This window comes from Peribacillus sp. NPDC097284, from assembly GCF_044761765.1.
Classification (GTDB): Bacteria; Bacillota; Bacilli; order Bacillales; family DSM-1321; genus Peribacillus.
This window is the reverse complement of record NZ_JBIWCZ010000001.1, coordinates 806,796-827,174: the sequence shown is the minus strand read 5'-3', so window position 1 is coordinate 827,174 and position 20,379 is coordinate 806,796. Positions and strand designations below refer to the sequence as shown.

General features: G+C 39.5%; 18 protein-coding genes. 16 read left to right on the top strand and 2 right to left on the bottom strand.

Translation table 11 applies throughout. The features are described 5' to 3' along the window. Positions 1–8: 8 nt before the first annotated feature. Positions 9–1,136: an FMNH2-dependent alkanesulfonate monooxygenase gene (gene ssuD / locus ACIQXU_RS04145; RefSeq protein WP_402958055.1), complete on the top strand. Its 1,128-nt coding sequence runs from the start codon at positions 9–11 to the stop codon at positions 1,134–1,136. Positions 1,137–1,305: 169 nt separating this feature from the next. Beyond that, complete coding sequence (sfnG, locus tag ACIQXU_RS04140; protein ID WP_402958052.1) at positions 1,306–2,370, top strand: dimethylsulfone monooxygenase SfnG; 1,065 nt, start codon at positions 1,306–1,308, stop codon at positions 2,368–2,370. 199 nt (positions 2,371–2,569) lie between these two features. On the opposite strand, the gene ACIQXU_RS04135 is transcribed toward sfnG, so the two are convergent. Next, positions 2,570–2,947, bottom strand: a complete 378-nt coding sequence (locus tag ACIQXU_RS04135; protein ID WP_402986876.1) for an FAS1-like dehydratase domain-containing protein — start codon at positions 2,945–2,947, stop codon at positions 2,570–2,572. Between the two features lie 222 nt (positions 2,948–3,169). Here ACIQXU_RS04135 and ACIQXU_RS04130 point away from each other — a divergent pair, with 222 nt between their 5' ends. From ACIQXU_RS04130 to ACIQXU_RS04115, 4 genes are all read left to right on the top strand, one after another. Continuing rightward, positions 3,170–3,718 carry a GNAT family N-acetyltransferase gene (locus ACIQXU_RS04130; RefSeq protein WP_402987381.1) on the top strand — a complete coding sequence of 183 codons (549 nt, stop codon included), beginning with the start codon at positions 3,170–3,172 and terminating at the stop codon, positions 3,716–3,718. A gap of 87 nt (positions 3,719–3,805) precedes the next feature. Beyond that, complete coding sequence (locus ACIQXU_RS04125; RefSeq protein WP_402986874.1) at positions 3,806–4,591, top strand: GNAT family N-acetyltransferase; 786 nt, start codon at positions 3,806–3,808, stop codon at positions 4,589–4,591. A 427-nt stretch (positions 4,592–5,018) separates the two neighbouring features. Then, positions 5,019–5,294, top strand: coding sequence for a hypothetical protein (locus ACIQXU_RS04120; protein ID WP_402986873.1), 276 nt, complete (start codon positions 5,019–5,021; stop codon positions 5,292–5,294). 237 nt (positions 5,295–5,531) lie between these two features. Further along, positions 5,532–6,176, top strand: coding sequence for a nitroreductase (locus ACIQXU_RS04115; RefSeq protein ID WP_402986871.1), 645 nt, complete (start codon positions 5,532–5,534; stop codon positions 6,174–6,176). A gap of 104 nt (positions 6,177–6,280) precedes the next feature. On the opposite strand, the gene ACIQXU_RS04110 is transcribed toward ACIQXU_RS04115, so the two are convergent. Continuing rightward, positions 6,281–7,171, bottom strand: a complete 891-nt coding sequence (locus ACIQXU_RS04110) for a LysR family transcriptional regulator (RefSeq protein ID WP_402873640.1) — start codon at positions 7,169–7,171, stop codon at positions 6,281–6,283. Between the two features lie 135 nt (positions 7,172–7,306). Here ACIQXU_RS04110 and ACIQXU_RS04105 point away from each other — a divergent pair, with 135 nt between their 5' ends. The 10 genes from ACIQXU_RS04105 to ACIQXU_RS04060 all read left to right on the top strand — a co-directional run bounded on the left by ACIQXU_RS04105 (position 7,307) and on the right by ACIQXU_RS04060 (position 20,044). Further along, positions 7,307–8,008, top strand: coding sequence for a CoA transferase subunit A (locus ACIQXU_RS04105; protein ID WP_402986869.1), 702 nt, complete (start codon positions 7,307–7,309; stop codon positions 8,006–8,008). Between the two features lie 27 nt (positions 8,009–8,035). Next, a complete protein-coding gene (locus tag ACIQXU_RS04100) occupies positions 8,036–8,689 on the top strand; it encodes a 3-oxoacid CoA-transferase subunit B (RefSeq protein ID WP_402873646.1) in 654 nt (217 codons plus the stop codon). Positions 8,690–8,941: 252 nt separating this feature from the next. After that, positions 8,942–9,925 carry a ring-cleaving dioxygenase gene (locus tag ACIQXU_RS04095; RefSeq protein ID WP_402986868.1) on the top strand — a complete coding sequence of 328 codons (984 nt, stop codon included), beginning with the start codon at positions 8,942–8,944 and terminating at the stop codon, positions 9,923–9,925. 132 nt (positions 9,926–10,057) lie between these two features. Beyond that, positions 10,058–11,002: a ring-cleaving dioxygenase gene (locus ACIQXU_RS04090; RefSeq protein ID WP_402986866.1), complete on the top strand. Its 945-nt coding sequence runs from the start codon at positions 10,058–10,060 to the stop codon at positions 11,000–11,002. A gap of 21 nt (positions 11,003–11,023) precedes the next feature. Then, positions 11,024–11,629 carry an alpha/beta hydrolase gene (locus tag ACIQXU_RS04085; RefSeq protein WP_402986864.1) on the top strand — a complete coding sequence of 202 codons (606 nt, stop codon included), beginning with the start codon at positions 11,024–11,026 and terminating at the stop codon, positions 11,627–11,629. A gap of 345 nt (positions 11,630–11,974) precedes the next feature. After that, positions 11,975–13,837, top strand: coding sequence for a ribonuclease YeeF family protein (locus ACIQXU_RS04080; protein ID WP_402986862.1), 1,863 nt, complete (start codon positions 11,975–11,977; stop codon positions 13,835–13,837). Between the two features lie 20 nt (positions 13,838–13,857). Next, positions 13,858–14,163 (top strand): contact-dependent growth inhibition system immunity protein, encoded by a 306-nt coding sequence (locus ACIQXU_RS04075; protein WP_402986861.1) that lies wholly within the window; start codon positions 13,858–13,860, stop codon positions 14,161–14,163. 867 nt (positions 14,164–15,030) lie between these two features. Then, positions 15,031–16,431, top strand: coding sequence for an MmgE/PrpD family protein (locus ACIQXU_RS04070; protein ID WP_402986859.1), 1,401 nt, complete (start codon positions 15,031–15,033; stop codon positions 16,429–16,431). Between the two features lie 326 nt (positions 16,432–16,757). After that, complete coding sequence (locus tag ACIQXU_RS04065) at positions 16,758–18,053, top strand: MFS transporter (RefSeq protein ID WP_402986857.1); 1,296 nt, start codon at positions 16,758–16,760, stop codon at positions 18,051–18,053. A gap of 515 nt (positions 18,054–18,568) precedes the next feature. After that, complete coding sequence (locus ACIQXU_RS04060) at positions 18,569–20,044, top strand: MFS transporter (protein ID WP_402986855.1); 1,476 nt, start codon at positions 18,569–18,571, stop codon at positions 20,042–20,044. The last annotated feature ends 335 nt before the right edge of the window (positions 20,045–20,379 follow it).

Here is a 20,379-nt window from a genome sequence, read left to right as displayed (position 1 = left end):
ATTAATAAATGGAAATCTTTTGGTTTATCCCTACAAACGGTGACTTTCGTCAATTAAATAATAGTGAAGGCGCTCGTCCTGCCACATATAACTATTGTAAGCAAATTGCAGAAGCGGTTGATGATCTAGGCTATACAGGGGTGTTAATTCCAACAGGAAAAACATGCGAAGAAGGATTCATTGTGGCGTCTACACTTGTACCTGTAACAAAAAATCTAAAATACCTTGTAGCTGTACGCCCAGGTTTAATGTCACCAAGCTTTGCCGCACGTATGTCTGCCACATTAGATCGGTTTTCTGATGGTCGGTTGTTAATTAATGTGGTAGCGGGGGGCGATCCTGTAGAAATGGCAGGAGAAGGTGTCTTTTTAGATCATGATGAACGGTATGAGCTAACTGATGAGTTTTTAACCATTTGGCGACAATTACTTGCAGAAGAAGAAGAGGTAGGCTTCAAAGGTGACCATTTACGAATTGAAGGGGGACAATTACCATACCCTACGGTGCAAAAACCATATCCGCCCCTTTATTTTGGAGGATCTTCGCCCGTTGCCATGGATGTGGCAGCAGAACATGTTGATGTCTATTTAACATGGGGAGAGCCACCAGCTCAAGTGGAGAAAAAAATCAATAAAATGCGTGAACTTGCAGCTAAGCAAGGAAGAACATTGAAATTCGGAATAAGACTTCATGTGATTGTTCGTCCAACAGAAGAGGAAGCATGGGAAGCTGCGAATAAGCTTATTGAACACGTGGATGACGAAACCATTGCACAAGCACAAAAAGTATTTAAGCGGATGGATTCGGAAGGTCAACGTTTGATGACGAGCCTACATGAAGGAGACCGAGACCGATTAGAAGTAAGCCCTAATCTATGGGCAGGAGTGGGATTAGTGCGAACAGGTGCCGGCACGGCTCTTGTAGGAGATCCGGATACGGTAGCGGCGCGTATGAAGGAATATGCTGATTTAGGCATCGAAACCTTTATTTTATCAGGCTACCCGCATTTAGAAGAAGCCTATACCGTATCGGAATTATTATTCCCTAGGTTGCCAATTGAAAGGAAGGATACTTCTAATCAAAAAACATTCCTTAGTCCATTCGGCGGTGACATCAAGCCGGCTGCTGTTAAATAACTATTCTTTGGAAGAAAGAATCTCCATTGATGTTCTTACTAGGTTCATAACATTTACACTACATCACTTTTTAATAGTGCCCACTGGACGACCAGAGGCTCGTATCGATTCCTTTCCTTTGGGATGTTGATAGGGCCTTTTGATTTCTGAATATAAAGGAGGAAAAAGGATGAGTTTACAATTTGCTTATTGGGCTCCAAATGTTAGCGGGGGCTTAGTCGTTTCTCAGATCCCACAAAAAACAGGTTGGTCTTTTGAAGATAATAAACGCTACGCTCAAATGGCTGAAGAAATTGGTTTTGATTATGTGCTATTGCAAACAAGGTTTTTCGCAAGTTACGGGGCTGAGAACCAATTAGAAGCAGCTACTCTTGCTTCAGCTCTTGCCGCTGTGACGAACAAACTGAACATCATAACGGCTGTGTTGCCTGGTTTATGGCACCCAGGTGTAATGGCAAAAATCATCTCGACGATTGACCATATTAGTAACGGGCGTGTGTCTGTCAATATCGTCAGCGGCTGGTTTAAAGGGGAATTCCATGGCTATGGAGAACCATGGTTGGATCATGACGAACGGTATCGTCGTTCTGAAGAATTTATCGAGGTTCTCAAGGAAATGTGGACACAAGAAAAGGCTAATTATCGAGGCGACTTTTACCGATTGAACGACACGCCCTTAAAACCAAAACCTATTAACCCTCCGAAAATCTTTCAAGGAGGAAATTCTCGAGCTGCCAAAGAAATGGCCGGACGCGTATCGGATGTCTATTTCATGAATGGCGGAACCCTTGAAAAAATAAAAGAACAAATTGAGGAAGTAAAGGCGCTAAGAAAGGCGAATGGTGAAGGCGACATCCAGTTTGGCGTGAATGGTTTTGTCATTGTCCGCGATACAGAAGAAGAGGCAAAACAAGTGTTGCGGGATATTGTCGAAAATGCGGATCGAGAAGCGGTGGAAGGGTTTAGAAAATCAGTCAAAACCGCAGGGGCAGCTTCTCCCGATGGAAAAGGAATGTGGGCTGAATCCACCTTTGAAGACATTGTCCAATATAATGACGGATTTAAGACAGGACTAATCGGAACAGCTGAACAAGTAGCGGACCGGATTATGGAACTGAAAAAAATCGGTGTGGATATCGTGCTGACAGGATTTCTTCACTATGAAGAAGACTTGAGAGCGTTCGGTGAAAAGGTCATTCCAATGGTCAGAGAAAAAGAATTGGTATTTGCTTGAGAATAGCTAGACTATTCTGCTCTTCAAAATTAAGTCGAGTGGTCGAATTAGTGGCTGGGCGTGGTTGAATAATCAGCTTGCATGGTTGAATTAAACCGATTCGTGGTCGAATTAATTGGTACATAATGAATCCATTTTGATCAATCGAAATGGATTCATTTTATTTATCATTTTACTAAGCCCCTAGTTTAAGAAAGATTCAAAGGATGATACCTGAAAAAGCTCCTTTTAACACTTCTTTTTCATGTTGATTCTTACATGAGAACAAGGCCATAAGGGCTGTTCGATTATTTTCTTGCCTTTCATATTGATCGATTTGAACTTCACACATTATTGTATCCCCCGTAAATACAGGTCGTATAAACTCAAAATTCATGGTGCGAGCCAGTACGTTATGGTCCCCACCTACTTTTGTTGGTAAGGTAGCCGTTAATAACCCTTGAATGACAAGCCTCCCCTGTTCATCTGGGGTTATGTGATGATTCCCTTCATCCCCCGAAATCTCCGTGAATAATTCAACATCCCTCACTGTAAACGTCCGTTCAAACGTAATGATATCTCCTACTTGTAAAGACATATAAATCTCCTCCGGAAAGTTTTTTTGATAGAATATCTCTTTTTGAATTTCCTTTCTTGTTATATCGTTAAGGAATATATTCGGGGTGAAAAATACAAATCCCTTCTTCCACTGCCTTGCCGTTCATGACCAGTACGATGAAGGTAAGTAAGGAAGGAGATATCAGGCATGGTACAGAATATATATGAATATAGAAAATTAAAGGTACTAGGGGGAAATGCAATGGTGTACAAGGAAAGCGGATTAATGATTAGGCCAATTATTGAGGAAGATTTACATACACTATGGGAGTTAATGTATAAAGATGAATTTCCTGAGTGGAAAAAGTGGGATGCCCCTTACTTTGAACATAAGCACATACCATTTGATGAATTTGTATCCAAAAAAGAAAGGTATGTGGATCAAGATAATCGCTGGGCGATTGAGGTAAATGGAAAGGTGGTTGGAACGGTGAGTTATTATTGGGAGCACGAATCCTCTTATTGGCTTGAAATGGGAATAGCCATTTACACTCCAAATTTATGGAGTGGTGGATACGGATCTAAAGCTCTTCGTCTATGGATAGAACACTTGTTTCATACCTTACCATTGGTACGCGTAGGTTTTACGACTTGGTCAGGGAATGAACGTATGATTAAACTCGGAGAAAAACTAGGAATGACAATGGAAGCAAGACTAAGAAAATGTCGGTTGTATAATGGGGAATTTTACGACTCTATCCGAATGGGGATTTTAAGAGAAGAATGGGAAGCGAAATCCTTGTGTTACTAATGGGTCAGGGTAGCAGAATAAAAATATGGAACATATATGATGTAATTCAATTTATTTAAAAAAATTCGGGAATTTTGAGGGGACCTTATGACGAAGTTAAAAGAACTTTTAATGCTTGATCGTACATACTTTGAAACTTTTTCAAAACGAATGGATACTTCGTGGGGAACGTTATTTTATAATGAAAACCAACCAAATTATTATGACTCAAATCACGCACACATAATTGAAAAGTGTTTAAATCCACAGTCAGTTGTCGAAGAAGTTATCAATTATTATCAATCTAAAAAAATCATACCAAGGTTTTATATCTATAATATAGAAAGCCAACAAAATCTCATCAATGAGTTAAAAATAAGAAGGTTTAGATATGAAGAATTGGCTAGTCCTATTCAATTGTGGAATAACCAAGTGGTTAACATTCGGAAGAGTACTAGAATTATTGTTGAAATCGTTACAGATGAAAATTATCAAGAAGCTTTAGATGTAGAAAGTAGTATTAAAGAGTTCGGAGGAAAAGAATCAATTGAGAAGGTTTTTAAAGAACAATTCAATCATCCTTCTTTTACACATTATCTTCTTCGGTACGATGGGAACGCCTGTTCAACTGCTTGCATTTTTGAAGATGGAGCACAAGCTCGAATGGAAAGTGTAGCTACAATGGAGGGATTTAGAGGGAAGGGCCTGATAGGTGAGTTGATACAATTTTTACAAAAAGAAGTGAAAAAGAGAGGACTAAAAGAGCTTTGGGTTTTCCCAATAAATGAATCAATAGAAAAAGTGTATGAGAAGTATGGATTTCAAACAGTGGCTAAATTAACAATGGGACACGCATTTCTAAGTGGCAAAAGTATTAGTGAGATTCGTGGATAAGGTTATTTTTTTATTTTAGCCGGAGTCGCTTCCATTTTAAATATGTGTGAGGAAAGCAAAATGGTTAAATCTGTGATATAGTGATTCATTTCGGCGTGTCAAAACCAAATTATAGGATTGTTCAGAGGTTTAGAATTGCATAAAAAAACCTCGGTATGAGGTAAATTTCATGGGTTACTAGGATCTGAAGAAAACTCATCTACTGTGGCTATGTCGTTGTCTAGATACCTTACAAAGTTTAATGGACAGGATGGTACACATATAATCTAAGGTGGGGAAACTAGTCCCATCACAATCAAGGGGAGGGAACTAAATGAAACAAAATGTTCACCTCTATTTGAAAACCTCTAGTACCTGCTTGTAGGGGAAATGACGACCTCTTAAGATCTCTTGCAAGCTCGGTACATTTCTTAAGGGGGTTTTCAAAGTGAACAAACGTACAAAAGCTTATTACCGGTATCAAAGGAACAAATCGATCCAACGTAAACTAAATATTATTAAGAATGTTTGGGATTACGATGAGCATGCAGACATAAAACATCCTTATATTTTACATCCAGGTAAGTTATCTAAAGGGAAATTAAATTGTTCCTGTAAGATGTGCAAGTTTGAGAAACATTATGATATCCCGAAGAAGCAGACAAAGTCTAAATTGGATTTAATGACGATGGAAGTTAGGGAGTATCTTGAGGGTGAATTTTAATTTAATTTCAAATTGAATGGAAGGCATCCTTATAGGGTGCTTTTTTTGTTGATAAAATATGTCCAAGATATATTAATAAGGGTAATAAGTAGCTATCTAATAGACAGAATTGGCTTAAATTATAATCCATCAAACAGGATGTTTGAGAATAAATGAATTCTCATTTAGTATGACTATACAGGGTTATTTTGTAATAATTAACGGCTTTGGAAGTTCATACTAAAGGAGAGGTGTTTGTTGGATAATCATTCTTTTCAAGAAGTTATACGCAGTCGAAGATCTATACGTCAATTTCTTTCTACACCAGTGGAAGAAGAAGTTCTTCGTGAAATTCTAGAGGATGCCCAAGCTACCCCATCGAATTGCAATACTCAGCCCTGGGACGTTCATATCGTTTCTGGTGCAAAGAAAGAGGAATTGAAGAAAGCCCTCTTAAATACGAGCGAACAAGGGCAAGCCACGCCCGATTTTACATTTGATTTACATCACTATTATGGACGTTATGCTGAACGACAAATAGAACAGGCCCAAACATTCTATGGGGAATTGCAGATAGCTAGGGAGGATCACGAAGCCCGTCAAAAGGAAGTCATGCGAAATCTATCATTCTTCGATGCACCGCATGTTGCGTTCCTATTCATGCCTTCATTTGGAGATAATGTGCGTGTCGCTTCTGATATTGGCATGTATGCTCAGTCGTTCCTTTTATCACTGACTGCACGCGGGATAGGAAGTGTTCCTCAGACAATCTTGGGCTTTCACGCTGACACGGTTCGCCAAGTACTTGGCATTTCCTTTGGTTATCCTGATCAAGAAGCAAAAGTAAATAGTTTTCGTGTGGGACGTGACCCCATCGAATCCAATGTAACCTTGCATAACTAGACTAACGAGAAAGGGCGTAATCAACGATTAAGTGGATTACGCCCTTTTTATAGTGAGTAGGAAATTAATCGTTTCTTGAAGAAGGAGAACTTAGCTCCCTTTCCCTACATAACCCCATCCGTTTTCATCTCCAATACCTTCAATAACTCTTTCACTGCAAACGAGTGATAGGACCCTTTCTTTGTAATAATCCCGAGTTTCCAAAGGAGTGTGGCGTTTTCAATCGGGATGATTTTAACATCACTGTTGGTTTGCTTTTCATATATCAATTTGGGTAATAATGCAATGCCCAGCCTGGATGAGACCAATTCGACGATTAAGTCCCATTGTGAACTTTGGTACGAGATGATGGGGCTGAATCCCTTTTCTTCGCATGCTTGTATCACATAGTCGTGCAAAGTGAAGTCCTTCGTAAATAAGATGAACTTTTCTTCTTTTAGTTCAGTCAAGGAGACGGATGATTGATGTGCGAGCGGATGGTCGTCGTGGACAAATAAAACGAATTCATCCTGAATGAACGGGTAGATGTCGAATTTTGCCTCATTCGCTGGCATGACAATGAGGCCAAGGTCAATTCGTCCATCTTCGACAAGCTGACCAATCAACTTGGCGCCAAGTTCAACTAATTCAATTGAGACATTCGGATGTTGTTGGTGAAAACGACGGGCGATTCCCGGAAAGAAAAGGGTACCGATCAGAGGGGGCATCCCGATTTTAATTTCCCCTGTCGCAATGTCTTTGAGGTCATCTAATAGGACGTCCAATTCTGACAAGGCCTGTAGCGCTTTTTGACCTTGCTGATAGACGATCCGTCCAGCATCGGTCAAGCGGAGGTGCCTTGTAGATCGATCGAACAGTTCAACATGAAGCTCCTGTTCAAGCTTTTTGATGGCTTTGCTAAGTGAGGGTTGTGACAAGTAGGAATGGGCGGCAGCTTTTGTAAAACTGTTATGGTTCGCAACCTCGATAAAAGATTGTAAGTCTCGTAGTTCCATGCGTTTTATCTCCTATTTATTCTTTATTTTCATACAATATATTCTATTTATGTATTTTACTTATAGGAGATATAAATGTAAACTTTAAACAATAATACTATTCAGAATATTTATGATACTAAAGGGGGCGAACATATGAAAAAAGGAAAAGTGATGCATTCATTTTTGGAAGCGGTTTCAGATATTAAGGACGGTTCCACTATAATCGTTGGCGGTTTTGGGTTGTCAGGCATCCCGGAGTATGCCATACAGGCGCTAAAGGAACAAGGTACCAAAGATTTGACGGTTGTCAGTAACAATTGTGGCGTCGATGACTGGGGTCTGGGCCTGTTGCTTCAGAATAAGCAGATAAAAAAGATGGTGTCATCTTACGTGGGGGAAAATAAAATATTTGAACAGCAATACTTGAGTAAGGAACTCGAAGTCGAATTAACGCCTCAAGGTACACTGGCGGAGCGAATCCGGGCTGGTGGGGCAGGAATCCCTGGTTTTTATACAGCGACGGGCGTCGGTACACCTATAGAAGAAGGAAAGGAAACGAAGGTGTTCGACGGCAAGAAGTATCTATTGGAAAGAGGAATTGTTGGGGACTTTGCCCTTGTAAAAGCGTGGAAAGCCGATACGCTTGGGAATCTTGTATACCGTAAGACAGCAAGGAATTTTAATCCACTTGCGGCGATGGCCGGGAAAATCACGATTGCGGAGGTAGAAGAAATCGTCGAACCAGGTGAATTGGATCCCGATGAAATTCATACACCAGGCATTTATGTACAGCGGATCTTGCTTGGATCCAATTATCAAAAACGAATCGAACGACGGACGGTTGCACAAGGATAAAATTTAAAGGGAATGGGGTGTCTGATGATGAAGGATACACGTATGGTCATCGTAAAAAGGGCGGTTAGGGAAATTGAAGACGGCATGAATGTCAATCTGGGCATTGGTATGCCGACACTTATTGCCAATGAGATCCCGGATGATTTCAATGTTTTGCTTCAATCGGAGAATGGCTTGCTTGGCATTGGTCCGTATCCACGGGAAGAGGAGATAGATCCGGATTTGATCAATGCGGGGAAAGAAACGGTCACGGCCGTTCCGGGATCGGCCTTTTTTGATAGCGCAGAATCGTTCGCCATGATTCGCGGCGGCCATATCGATCTTGCCATTCTTGGGGGAATGGAAGTGTCCGAGACGGGGGACTTGGCCAACTGGATGATACCAGGGAAAATGGTGAAAGGAATGGGTGGTGCGATGGACCTCGTTAACGGGGCTAAGCGGGTGGTCGTAATTATGGAACATGTGAACAAACATGGAGAGTCGAAAATCAAAAAAACATGTTCGCTGCCATTGACTGGTCAAAAAGTTGTGCATCGTTTAATCACCGATCTAGCCGTGTTTGATTTTACCCCTGAAGGAATGGTGCTAATTGAGACGCAAGGAGATGTTTCCATAGAAGAAGTGAAAGAAAAGACGGAAGCCCATTTTTCTGTGGCGCCTGAATGTTTAGCTAAAAACTAAAAGTGTGGACTTGTGTCTAATCCTAATTTTCTCTTTGCATGTTGAAGGGGAGGGGAAATTAGGATTTAGTGTGTAAGGTAAGAATCTTTCAAGAAGCATTTGCACAAGATATAGATATGTGATATTATTATCTCGAATTAAATATATTTTAATTAAGAACAATGGGTCAATAGATCTCATTTATTTTTTATATAATATCTCGAATTCGAGATAATTTGAAACAGGAAGCACAATGAAAAGGGGAGAAAGTTGATGAATCACATTAAAGGAATTCACCATGTAACAGCCATAACAAGCAGTGCAGAAAAAAACTATGAGTTTTTCACATTCGTATTGGGCATGCGTTTGGTCAAGAAGACGGTAAACCAAGATGATATTCAAACCTATCACTTATTCTTTGCGGATGACAAAGGAAGTGCTGGGACGGATATGACATTCTTCGATTTTCCAGGTATTCCAAAAGGAACGCATGGTACGAATGAGATTTTCAAAACGGGATTCCGAGTACCGACAGATGCCGCTCTCGAATATTGGGTCAAACGTTTTGACAAGCTACAAGTGAAACATACAGGCATTCAAGATCTTTTCGGGAAAAAGTCTTTATCATTCGTTGATTTCGACGATCAACAGTATCAATTTGTATCAGACGAGTTGAATGAGGGAGTGGCTTCAGGCACACCATGGCAAAAAGGACCGATTCCGCTTGAATTTGCGATTACAGGATTGGGACCGATTCATGTACGGGTTGACCAAATTGACTATTTTAAAGAAGTGCTGGAGAAAGTCATGGCATTCCGTGAGATTGCCAAAGAAGGGTCGCTTCTTTTATTTGAAGTTGGTGATGGCGGGAATGGGGCACAAGTCATCGTCGAACATAATACGGTCTTGCCACGTGGACGCCAAGGCTTCGGTACGGTGCACCATGCAGCCTTCCGCGTGGAAGATACAAGTGTATTGAAGGAATGGATCGACCGTATGGAAAGTTTCGGATTCAGTACTTCTGGCTATGTGGACCGTTTCTTCTTTGAATCGCTCTATGCACGTGTCGCACCTGGCATATTGTTTGAATGGGCAACAGACGGTCCAGGATTCATGGGCGATGAGCCATATGAAACGGTGGGTGAAATTCTTTCATTGCCGCCATTTTTAGAACCAAAACGGGAACAAATCGAGAAGATGGTCCGCCCAATCGATACGGTTCGCAGTACGATGAAGATTGAGAAAGAATACTTGTAAGCAGTTCCGTTCACACCATGTGCACGGAGTACGTGTACATGGTGTGTTTATAAAAAGAAGAATGTTGAGCAAATAGGTTAAATTCTTTTGACCTATGTGCTCAGCATTCATCTAAATAAGGAGGAAACGAAGATGAAAAAACAGACGGCAGGGATTCACCATATAAGCGCCATTGTCGGCCATCCGCAGGAAAACATCGATTTTTATTCAGGTGTACTGGGCTTACGCTTGGTGAAGCAAACGGTAAACTTCGATGACCCTGGCACGTATCATTTATACTTCGGTGACGGAGGGGGAAATCCGGGGACCATCATTACCTTTTTCCCTTGGGCAAATGCTCGTCAGGGGCGGATTGGCGATGGACAAGTGGGTGTGACGTCGTATGTCGTGCCAACAGGAGCGCTTGGTTTTTGGGAGAACCGGTTACAGAAATATGATGTGGAGTTTGAAAAAGTGAAGCGCTTTGGCGAAACCTCTCTACAATTTGACGATCCGCATGGCCTTCACCTTGAACTTGTCGCTCGTGGGGCGGGTGAAGAGAATGCTTGGGCAGTGGACGATGTGACAAGGGAAGTGGCGATAATAGGATTTGGAGGCGCCACCCTTTATTCAAGCGCACCAGATGAAACGGCCGCTACATTAACGGATGTGTTAGGTCTGGAAATGATGGGTGTAGAAGGCGATTACACACGGTTCAGAGCTCTAGCTGATATCGGCAATATCATCGATTTAAAAATGGTCACAGGCGTTCGGGGCACAATAGGTGCCGGTACGGTGCACCATATCGCATGGCGTGCGAACGACAAAGCCGACCACTTGGAGTGGCAAGAGTATGCAATGAATCATGGACAGCACGTGACCGAAGTGAAGGATCGTAACTACTTCGATGCGATTTATTTCCGTGAATCAGGAAAGATCTTATTCGAAATCGCGACAGACCTGCCAGGATTCGCGATTGACGAAAGTCCTGAAACGATGGGGACGAAACTTATGTTGCCGCCACAATTCGAGCAGCAACGTGAGCATCTCGTTCAATCACTGATTCCCATTCAAGTACCACCCAATAAAGTGAGATGATAAGGAAAGGGAGAATATAGAATGAACCATATCTTTAAGCCAGGAACGAATCCGAATAAACCAGTCTTATTGCTTTTACATGGAACGGGCGGGAATGAAAATGATTTGCTTCCGCTAGCTGACATCGTGGATCCAGAAGCTTCTATACTAAGTGTAAGAGGGAATGTATCGGAAAACGGGATGCCCCGATTCTTTAGACGTTTGGCGGAGGGGATATTTGACGAAGAAGATTTGATTTTCCGTACGAATGAACTGAATAGCTTCCTGGATGAAGCGTCCACTACCTATGCATTTGATCGTCAAAATATCATTGCAATCGGGTATTCAAATGGAGCGAACATCGCGGCGAGCCTATTATTCCACTTTAAAGATGCCTTAAAGGGTGCGATTTTACATCATCCGATGGTGCCAAGACGTGGAATTGATTTACCTGATTTAACAGGTACAAACGTCTTCATCGCAGCCGGAGTCAATGACCCGATTTGTCCACAGCAAGAATCCATCGACCTTAAAGAATTATTAGAAGCGGCACATGCCTCGGTAGATGTACAATGGGAAAATAACGGACATCAATTATCGATGAATGAAGTGAACGCCGCGAAACAGTGGTATCAAGAAAAATACTAATCAATGATCAATCAAGAAATCCACCTACAATTTGTATGGTGGATTTTTTGTGTTATCAAATCATTTTGGCCCATTCATTACCCTCTATTACTATCTGAAATTATATGCGGAGAGGGTATAAAGTCTTAGTGGTATTCGTGGATAGATGAGGATTATATCCTGGTCAATCGGGTAATTAGCATATTTATCCCTATTTATCTCCCTGACTATCTTCCTTATAATTATATAATATGAAAAATATACCAATAATAACGAGGTGTTTCTTTTGGATATAGGACAGGAGAAAGCTCAGATTTATTTTTTGCAAAGCACCGTCCCCCTTTCCCTACAGAGGGATGAGCCATTATGACAATCTTCGAAGCCAAACCTCTGAAGTCGGCAGTCAAGTCACGGGCCAAGCAATATGAAGACCTATTGGGGCAAGTAGAGACACTGAAAAAGGAATTTCAGGGAATCGTCGATTTGGATGAAGAGCTGGCCGGAGCCGGGGCGACGGCCATCAAGAACTTTTATCGAGCACAAGTAGAGGTGGCCAATGCCTGGATCGAATTATTCACGACCCAAATCAGCTTTCTGAAAGGGATTCCGGCCATATTGGAAGACGCCGACCTATCCGGTGAAACCGTGGTCGAGGTGCCGTTTTTAGAGGGGGAAGTGACCCACGGTCTCTCCAACGCCAAATCGATGGTGAACCAGCAGTCCACCGATCTCCAAAAGATATTCCAGAACATTGATGATATCCTCTCACTACAGGTGTTCGACCAAGGCGATTTCCATGAGAAAATGGAAAAGGCCGAAAAAGAAAAGAACGATACCATCAAGAAAGTGCACGAAGTAGATAATAAATTAGTAGAAGAATACCAAGTGACCGAAGCCCAGGAAAGTGTAGCCATTAGCCTTTTCCAGGCCTTACTTGAAGCCACCAGTCAGGATGGCACCGTTTCCCCGATGAACTTCAACCAAAGTGCCTTTCAAGCGAGTCAAGCTTATCAAGTGAAGGATGAAGTGGCCGAGAACATGCAAGGATACCGGGACTTCAAGAAGCAAGAAGAGGAAGCGCGGAAACTCGAACAGGAAATGGAAGAACTCGAGAACCGCCCATGGTATGAAAAAGCCTGGGACACGACAAAAACCTTTACAGGGGAAATCACGGGGTATTATGATTCAGTAAGAGCGACAACGGGAGTCGATCCCGTAACAGGCCGTAAACTTTCCGAAGCTGAACGAATCGCCGCGGGCGCGATGGCCGCGGCCGGATTCATCCCCATCGTCGGCTGGGCTGGGCGTGCGGTCAAGGGTGGAAGTGCCGTCTACAAAACCGTGAAGGGACTTAACGCTGCAGACCATGCATTGGATGCCTATAAATCTAGTAAAGGGCTGGATGTCCTCAAGCAAACCGAATACGGTCTATACGGATTAACCGCCGCCAACGGACTCGGCGAAGCCGTCACCGGCAAGGACATGTTCGGAAATGAACTCACTAAAGAACAGCGCCAAAACAGCCTGATGAACGCCCTTGGTATCGCCGGAGTTGCCGGGGCAGCTAAGGTCGCAGACAAAATGGCCAGCGGAACAAAGTTCATCCCCTACAGCAAAGAATATGTGCAAAAACAAGTCCAGAAAGCTCAAGGCTCGATCAAGGATATGGGTAAGGCCATCGGTAAAACGGAAGTGCCAACTGGATTCAAGGTCAGGGAAGTAGCCGATACGACTGGAAGTACTCACAAAATTATTGAAGTGGATAAGACAACGATAAAGGATCTTGCGCAGAAGATTACGGCGAAGGGTGAAGGTAGTAATGGTAAATCAGGAGAAAAGAGTTCTCTTACACCTGGTGGAGGATTGGCTGCACATGAGGTAAAAGGTGGGCATTTGATTGAAAGACATGTTGGAAAAACTGATGAAGAGTTATTAGAAAGAATAAGAAATAATCCTAGAATTAATGGGTCTTCTACTTTTAAAGATAGGGCTATTGCTGAGAAAGTTGTTAGTACAGCCTTAAGCGAAATTAATAACAAAAATGCGATTGAATCTTGGATGAGTAATTCTCAAAGTAAGTCAAACTTAGTTTTGACTTATGAAGGAACCGAAGTTATTGGGCGTGGAGTAAAAAGAGGTTCTACTAATGTTGAAAATATGACAAATGCTAGAATTATTTTGAAAAAGGATGGAGAAGGAAATTACATTTTAACTGGCTATCCAAATTAATACTCAAGAGGTGAGATTTTATGTTGTCTTCTAACAAACTAGAAGAACCGGTTTTTCAGTTCTTGGCCGGAACTTTTCATCAAGATATTGATTCTCCAGAAGTGGCATTACAAGAATTATTAACAGAAGAAAGTATAGAATATCTAAAATCTGCTATTGTCTTTTTAACAGATTTTATTAGAAGTAGTAAGTATTCAGATATTCAAAAGAATGAATATATTCAAACTTGTGCAGATGGTGTATACTTTCCTGCTCTTGGTTTACAACCACTTCAGTGGCTCTATCAAGTAATTGAACAAATAGAAGAAGCTGTTAAAGAAAAATAACTTTATTAAAAAAACTTGATTGGTTAAAAGCCTTTCAAGTTTTTTTGTGGGATGGAGTGTAACTATCTAGCTTGAAAAATAGAGTGATTGCAGATTGGGAAGAAAAAACCATACAAAAGTGGCCTACATATACAGAAGAGGTGTTTCCATGTAACAGATACTCATAAAAAAGTACCTCGTTGTTCGGGTTTCCCAGATAAAAAACTAAAGAGTTCTTATTGAAGGATTAGAAGCTCTTGAAATTTGTTGAAAAGGAAGAAATAGATATATTCGATGTAGGAAGAAATTCTATATTATAAGTATAATTCAAACCTTGATAATGCTCTTCAAGGTTTTTTATTATGATTTAAAGTGACAAGTCTGGAAGGGTATCAACTTCTTTACGAGAACATGCAAGGATACCGGGACTTCAAGAAGCAAGAAGAGGAAGCGCGGAAACTCGAAAAGGAAATGGAAGTAATGGTGAATTGAGTTGTATAGATATTGTGGTTCCAGACCATGGCTAGTTTTCTACTTAATCTGAAAATATAGGAATTTAATTGAGCGATGAGAATCAAATTTAAAATTTTTTGCAGGAGGAAATGCTATATGGAACAATGAAAAAAAATGTTTTGGATAGATATTTTAATGAAAAAACCTATTATATTTCTGATGAAAACATATTAAGATTTGCATAGTAAAAAAAATTTTTTAATTCGAGAGAGAATTATAGGCTTTATAAATTTGTGTCCCTATGACTTTGTGGTTTTCACAATTTTCATGAAAGGGCTTACGATTTCTGAAGTCTAAAAGTTCCAAAAAGATATCGATAGGGTTTATAAAAAAGTACTGATGACTTTTGTTAATTACCGAGAGGAGGAAATGGTTATGAGTTCTACAAAGCAATACACTAACGCTAGCAGATTATTTAGTCAAGTTATGTTTGATACTAAATATGAGGATTTAGATAAATCTTTAATCGAGCGTATGAAGATTCGTATGGCGGATAGTATTGGCGTAACCGCTGCGGGAGTGCATGGTGTAGGTGTAGATATGACTTACGCTATGCTTTCGGAATATGGAGGGAGAGAAGAAGCTTCTGTTTATAATCTAGGTGGTAAAATGCCTGCAGCTAATGCTGCATTTTTAAATAGTTTACAATTACGGTCAAATGATTTTGAACCTTGTCATGCAGATGATAAAAGTGGAAAAGGACGTCCTGCGCATATTACAAGTAGCCTCTTCCCAGCGGTTTTTGCTGTAGGTGAACGTGAAAAAGCATCAGGTAAGGATATAATGGCTGCAATCGCTGTCGGTGAGGACCTTGGTTCACGCCTTAGTGCTGCTATTGGCTTTAATACAAATGCCCTTTTTGATAGTAATGGTACCGTTAATGGGATGGCTTCGGCAGCTTCCGTAGCGAAAGTATCGGGGCTAGACAATGAAAAAATACATAATACTTTAGGTATCGCATTTAATACATTAGGTGGTCCCATGGCTTCAACTATGGAACACTCTTGGTTGTTTAAATTCCCAAATGCGAATTCAGCGCGTAACGCTATTTTCGCTGCTGATATGGCACGCCATGGCTTTACTGGAATTGAGGATCCAATTCTCGGAAAAAAATGCTTTGTTGATATGTTTTCAGTTACGCCTGATATAGATTCCTTATTTGAAGATATTGGGAGGATTCGCTATGGAGAAGTTTTAATTAAGCCTTATTCTAGTTGTTGTGCGACTCATCACTCTATCAAAGCTGCTCTAATTGCTACAGGTGAGCGTGGGTATGCTCCAGATGAAGTTAAAGAAATTCGTGTGCATATGCTTGAATCCAAGGTTCCTATCGTAGGTGGTTTGTGGGAGCCTGGAGAAGCTTCGCAACCATTTGCATCATTTAGTGTCCAGGCAACTGTTTGTAATGCAGTTTTACATGGAGGAGTGTATCCAGAGCATCAAACACCAGAGGCGCTTTCAGATGAGCCGTTCCAAACGATGCTAAAAAAATATAAACAGATACCGGATTTACAAGAAACAGACGACTTTGTTGCTCATGTTGAGATAGAATTATTAGATGGTACAATTCTTTCTGGTAAATGTGATGAAGTACGTCCTGGGAATATGTTAGATCGTGATTCTTTATCTTTAGATTACATCTATGGCAAGTATTTACGAAACATGAAGTTTGGTGCGAGGATACCATTGTCTCGCGCTGAGGAGATTTGGGATATTTGCATGAATTTTGAGCAGCTTGATAGCATGCAAAGACTTGCTAAATTATTAGTTCCCTAAGATTAGATTAGTGAACTTTAATGCGTAAAAGTGCTTTTAGGCATTAATAGACAATAGTATAATATGTTATCTTTCTATAACTTACAGGAGATACAGGATAAATGGAAATAGACCTAAAATCAATGTGTAAAAAACTTTGGGTCTATTTTTCGTTTACTTTTAAATGGTGGATTTCATTAATATAGCAGCTAAGAATAATAGGGCATTAGCTTTAAAAATGAAAGAAATAAAGTAAATTAAACAACGTTTTGTAAGCGTTAACAAACCATTAATAAAATGAGATAAGTGGGAATAAGTAAATGCTTTAATACAAAGGGGACGTTATTATGAGATGGATTGTATTGGGATTCCTTTTCTTGCTGTCAGTTTTAAACTACACAGATAAGTCTGTATTAGGAATAGCGGCACAACCAATTATGGATGAACTTAATTTATCATATGATCAATTTGGTTTAATAGGGAGTAGCTTCTTTGTTACATACGCTTGTGGAGGCGTGATTATAGGTATATTAACATATCGTTTTAATACTAAGTATTTATTAATAATAATTGCATTAGGTTGGACAGCTTCATTGGTAACTGCTTATTTTGTAGAGACATTAGCGCATTTGATATTCCTTCGTGCTATTTTGGGATTCTTTGAAGGTGGAACTTACAGTTTGTGCGTAGTGCATCTTGCACGATGGTTTACTAGTTCAGAACGGGGCTTTACTTCAGCCATTATGACTTCTGGTACAGTAGTGGGTACGTATGTAGCTGCCCCATTGATTGTACTGGGGATTATCAATTTAGGCTGGCAACATACTTTTGCTTTATTAGGGCTCGCAAGCTTAGTATGGGCAACGATGTTCTTCTTTATGAAGGATGAACCCCAAAGACCATTAATTGAAGATGTAAAATCTTTAGCGTCAAACAAAGAAGTGCCCTTTAAAGATGTTTTAAAGGTATTCCTTAATCCATATGTGTTATCAACTTTAGTGATTAGTTTTGTATCAATGTGGATAGCTACTTGGGTTTTGACATGGGCACCAACATATTTAATACAAATTGTTGGGCTTGAACCTCAACAAATGAGTCTAATCTTTGCAACAATGGGGATTACAGGTGCAATCTTTGCCATTTGTATAGGTAAGTTTACGGACTCTTTATTTAAGAAGAATAGGAGTCTCATTAAATCTTATGATCGAGTATTAATAACGATATTGCTTATCGGATCGGTATCGTATTTAATGACAACAATTGTATCCTCACCAGTTTTAGCATGTATTTTCTTAGGAGTGGGATTAGTAATGAATGCAAGTTTATTACCATTAAATACGGCCATTAAATCCATGGTAATTCCAAAAAACTTAGTAGGTAGTGTATTAGGTATCGCATTGCCAATTTCAAGTATGGCAGGCGTTATTAGCCCATGGATGACGGGTTACTTGCTTAAAATCTCAGGTGAAGATATTCGTGCAGGATTTAATTCGGGTGTATTAATAGTCGTTGTTTTATATATTTTGGCTGCGCTTATTTTATTAAGCACGCGTAAGTTTAAGATTACAACAAGTGAAAAAGAAGATGCCCGTCGTGTAAACGAGGAAGAGAATTTACAAATAAATGTTGCACTAAATAAATAGTCCTTGTTGGCCCATGGCTCATAATCTACCGAAGATAGCTGGTTTGCTTCAGCTGCTTTCAATGAATAATTTTAAGAAAAGGAAAAAAATTTAGACAGCCCCTTCTTTGGAATATCTGGTTTTTGGCGACTTGAATTCTTTTAATCTTAAATATAGAAAACAATGAAACTAATTTTTTAATGAATATTTTTAATGAAAATATACATTATATTTTTCAAAGAATATATTTAAAATTTGTATATTAACACACAATACTTTAATCAAAATAGAGAGATCCCTAAAAAATATATTTGATTTAAGGTATTTGCGAGTTGATTTAGAAAAGAGATTTATTCTTGCTTGTTTAAAAATATAAGAAGGGACCGATTTTATTGACAATAGTAGATTGAAGGGAATACTTTGAACAAGAAATGAAAGCGGTAACATTTCTTGTCGTATCTATTCTTTACGGAGGTTATCTAAATAAGTAAGTTTCCATCAAATCTATCTTTCTTTAAAGGATAAGGAGGAATTGAATGTCTACTCAAAAAAGTAAAGATTTTCAAAAATGGGGTGTACTTCTTACAACGTTAGTTGCTTCTGTCACGGTTATTATGAATGCGTCATTACAAAATGTTGCAGTACCACAATATATTAAGACGTTTGACATTACCACTGTAAAAGCACAATGGATTATATCGCTTTTCTCATTATGTTTTTTAATTGCAATGACGGTAGCACCGTATTTTGCTAAAAAATATGGTTATCGGAACATTTTCTTAGGTGGTATTGTATTTTTAACAGGAGGCGCGTTTGTTGGCGGTTTTGCTCCAACGTTTGAAATTATGTTATTAGCTCGTATATTCCAAGGGTTGGGTGGTGGTTTAATTACGCCGATTTGTTTGGTACTCATCCGTGAAAATTTTGGAATTGAAAAGCAAGGTTTTGCAATGGGATTATGGTCATTTTCAAATATGCTTGCCCCAGCCATTGCTCCGATAGTAGGTGGTTTAATTTTAGAAAATAGTTCTTGGAATTACTTATTCTTTGCGAATATTCCAGCTATCGTACTTTGTTTTATTTCAGTATTAATTTTTCTTAGAGGTTATAATAAAAAGTCAACAGAAGTAAATATTTTCGACTGGTTAGGCTTCATTTTAATCTCAATAGGGTTAGTTTCGTTAGTTTTCGCTATTGAGCAAGTACAAAAACCAGTACAGCCGTACATGCCATATGTACTGTTTACGGTAGCTATTGTATGCCTAACATCATTTGTATTCCATTCGTTAAAAGGTAAGCAACCGTTATTAAATGTACGTATTTTAAAAAATACCCTATTTACGTCAAGTCTTATTATCGTAGCGTGCTGTTCGTTTACCATGACAAGTCTTACATTTATCGTCCCCATTTTAATGCAACAAGTATTAGGTGTAGGTCCAACGCTTTCTGGAATGGCAACACTTCCACATGCCCTGATGGTTGGTGTGTTTGGTATTGTGGGTGGTACATTATTGGACAAATATGGCCCGAAAACAGCTATCTACCCAGGCTTGTTGGTTTTATTAGGTGCAGCATTCTTCATTTTCTTCACATTGGATACATTACCAATTTGGGCAATTATCGTATGTATAGGTATGATCGGTGTTGGTAATGGTATGCTAAGTACGACTACAGTAGCAACTGCCTTAAGTAAAGTGAATCAAAACCAGTTACGTGAAGGTGCGTCGATGGTTAATATTGTGAAACACATCGGTAAAGTAATTATTGTCGTAGTTGTTGCCTTTATTTACGATGGCCGTAAAGTACATTATTTAGCAGGGAATTATGCAGAAGGCCAAGCTGGCATGGCAGCTATCCAAGACGTTTATTTATTCCTTGGAGGGTTCTTACTATTAATGCTTCCTGTTGTTTGGCTGATTTGTAAAAAATATAAAGAGCAAGTTACCTATAGTTCTTTAAGTGAAGATGAACTATTTGTAGAAAAGGATTCAAAACCGATATTACAAAGATAATATAAAATAGCAAAAGAGATGTCTGGAAATTGATTAGGGACATCTCTTTTTGTTTAGGAATTTAACCAGACTACATTTATAGTTTGCTAGCCCATAAATACCTTAATTTTTTTAATCTTTTTTCCTTTTTAATAATTCTAAATAATTATAAATATTTTTTTAATGAAAAGTGATATGATATTTGAACTTTTTAGCCTTTATACTCTAAACAAGAAATGTAATTATGCTTCACCTGAAGATCTAACTACAATCAATAAAGGTCAAAGGTATTTCTTATTTAGCGCTAGATATATAGGAAATTGTAAGTTGAGGCGTAATAGTAGTTGAATAGCACT

What these genes read in the sequence shown, in the direction of transcription:
- ACIQXU_RS04075 (WP_402986861.1), top strand. Translation starts at nt 13,858, where the DNA reads ATGTTGTCTTCTAACAAACTAGAAGAACCGGTTTTTCAGTTCTTGGCC.
- ACIQXU_RS04135 (WP_402986876.1), bottom strand. Translation starts at nt 2,947, where the DNA reads ATGTCTTTACAAGTAGGAGATATCATTACGTTTGAACGGACGTTTACA.
- ACIQXU_RS04110 (WP_402873640.1), bottom strand. Translation starts at nt 7,171, where the DNA reads ATGGAACTACGAGACTTACAATCTTTTATCGAGGTTGCGAACCATAAC.
- ACIQXU_RS04060 (WP_402986855.1), top strand. Translation starts at nt 18,569, where the DNA reads ATGTCTACTCAAAAAAGTAAAGATTTTCAAAAATGGGGTGTACTTCTT.
- ACIQXU_RS04095 (WP_402986868.1), top strand. Translation starts at nt 8,942, where the DNA reads ATGAATCACATTAAAGGAATTCACCATGTAACAGCCATAACAAGCAGT.
- ssuD (WP_402958055.1), top strand. Translation starts at nt 9, where the DNA reads ATGGAAATCTTTTGGTTTATCCCTACAAACGGTGACTTTCGTCAATTA.
- ACIQXU_RS04065 (WP_402986857.1), top strand. Translation starts at nt 16,758, where the DNA reads ATGAGATGGATTGTATTGGGATTCCTTTTCTTGCTGTCAGTTTTAAAC.
- ACIQXU_RS04105 (WP_402986869.1), top strand. Translation starts at nt 7,307, where the DNA reads ATGAAAAAAGGAAAAGTGATGCATTCATTTTTGGAAGCGGTTTCAGAT.
- sfnG (WP_402958052.1), top strand. Translation starts at nt 1,306, where the DNA reads ATGAGTTTACAATTTGCTTATTGGGCTCCAAATGTTAGCGGGGGCTTA.
- ACIQXU_RS04080 (WP_402986862.1), top strand. Translation starts at nt 11,975, where the DNA reads ATGACAATCTTCGAAGCCAAACCTCTGAAGTCGGCAGTCAAGTCACGG.
- ACIQXU_RS04130 (WP_402987381.1), top strand. Translation starts at nt 3,170, where the DNA reads ATGGTGTACAAGGAAAGCGGATTAATGATTAGGCCAATTATTGAGGAA.
- ACIQXU_RS04125 (WP_402986874.1), top strand. Translation starts at nt 3,806, where the DNA reads ATGACGAAGTTAAAAGAACTTTTAATGCTTGATCGTACATACTTTGAA.
- ACIQXU_RS04100 (WP_402873646.1), top strand. Translation starts at nt 8,036, where the DNA reads ATGAAGGATACACGTATGGTCATCGTAAAAAGGGCGGTTAGGGAAATT.
- ACIQXU_RS04070 (WP_402986859.1), top strand. Translation starts at nt 15,031, where the DNA reads ATGAGTTCTACAAAGCAATACACTAACGCTAGCAGATTATTTAGTCAA.
- ACIQXU_RS04085 (WP_402986864.1), top strand. Translation starts at nt 11,024, where the DNA reads ATGAACCATATCTTTAAGCCAGGAACGAATCCGAATAAACCAGTCTTA.
- ACIQXU_RS04090 (WP_402986866.1), top strand. Translation starts at nt 10,058, where the DNA reads ATGAAAAAACAGACGGCAGGGATTCACCATATAAGCGCCATTGTCGGC.